The sequence below is a fragment of the Pseudomonas sp. P20 genome (assembly GCF_016463925.1).
Lineage (GTDB): Bacteria > Pseudomonadota > Gammaproteobacteria > Pseudomonadales > Pseudomonadaceae > Pseudomonas > Pseudomonas aeruginosa.
Window position 1 is genome coordinate 1 of the sequence record NZ_JAEMVM010000111.1, and the last position, 1086, is coordinate 1086.

The window sequence follows — 1086 nt, forward strand, 5'->3', positions numbered from 1 at the left end:
TGTGGCTTCTCGCTGCCATCGGCGGCGCGCGGCGTGGCCTGCAGGCTGTCGGCCTGGACGTCGTTGCGGCCGGTGACGATGTTGAGGTTCTTCGCGTAGAGCTTGGCGTTGAGCTTGGCGCTGCGGGTGATCAGGTCGAACTGTTCGAGGTTGCCGACGTTCAGTTCGGCGCCTTCGACGACGATGTCGCCGCCGTCCACCTGGAAGCGCTCCAGGCGCTGGCCGTCCATGATCGGCTTGCCGGTGGTGAGGGTCGCGCGCGGCGTGTTGATGAAGCCGCAGCCCTGGCAGGTGATGCCGTGCGGGTTGGCGACGATCACCCGCGCCGACTGCCCGGCCACCTCGGTGTAGCCGGCCAGGGTGCTGCGGTTGCCGCCGGTGACCTGGTTGAGGATCACCTGCGCCGCCTGGCCCTTGAGGTTGGGGTTGCCGAGGATGATCCCGCCGAGCTGGGTACCCTGGGTCTTGCCGGTGGCGTTGTTGAGGATCAGCCCGTTGGCGCCGACGTTGTAGTCGCGGAAATGGTTGTTCGACAGCCCGGCGCCGTTGGGCGTGGCGATATTGACGATGGGCACGCCGTTGCCCGCCTGGCCCAGGCCGGTGTTGCCGCCGGCGGCCTTGTCCAGCGCCAGCCCCGCCGCCGTGGCGACGATCGGGTTGAGGAACAGGATGCCGGCCAGGGACAGGGCGATGCACTGGTTCAGCGGGCTGCGGATGTCCATATCGTTACTCCTTGGCGGGTAGGGGCCCGGCGAGGTTAAGCAAGGTTTTCCAAGGAAAGGGCCTCGATGCAGGTAGGCGCTTTCCTAAAGCGTTCAGGAGGTCGCCGCGTCTTCAGAAGAACGCGTCGACCCGGAAATAGATCGGGTGCTCGCGCCGCTCGATGGCGCTGGGCCGCTCCAGCGAGCGGGCGAAGCCGACGCTGGCGGCGAAATAGCGGCCGCGGGCATCCAGTTCGATGGCGTTGCCGCTCATGCGCCCGCTGGCGCCGTCGTTGTAGCGGTCGTGGCGGATCACGCCGACGTCGTAGGCGAAGGCCACGCCGTATTCCTGCAGCCAGGGCCGCAGCGGCGCCCATTCCACCGC

Annotated in this window: 1 protein-coding gene and 1 pseudogene; both read right to left on the reverse strand. The window is 68.0% G+C overall.

What is annotated here, in order from left to right; genetic code table 11:
- Nucleotides 1-722, reverse strand: a 722-nt coding sequence (locus JHD77_RS32000) for a filamentous hemagglutinin N-terminal domain-containing protein (RefSeq protein WP_034023212.1), incomplete at its 3' end; no start/stop codon positions are given.
- A gap of 112 nt (nucleotides 723-834) precedes the next feature.
- Nucleotides 835-1086: pseudogene (locus JHD77_RS32005) on the reverse strand (ShlB/FhaC/HecB family hemolysin secretion/activation protein); the annotation flags it as partial.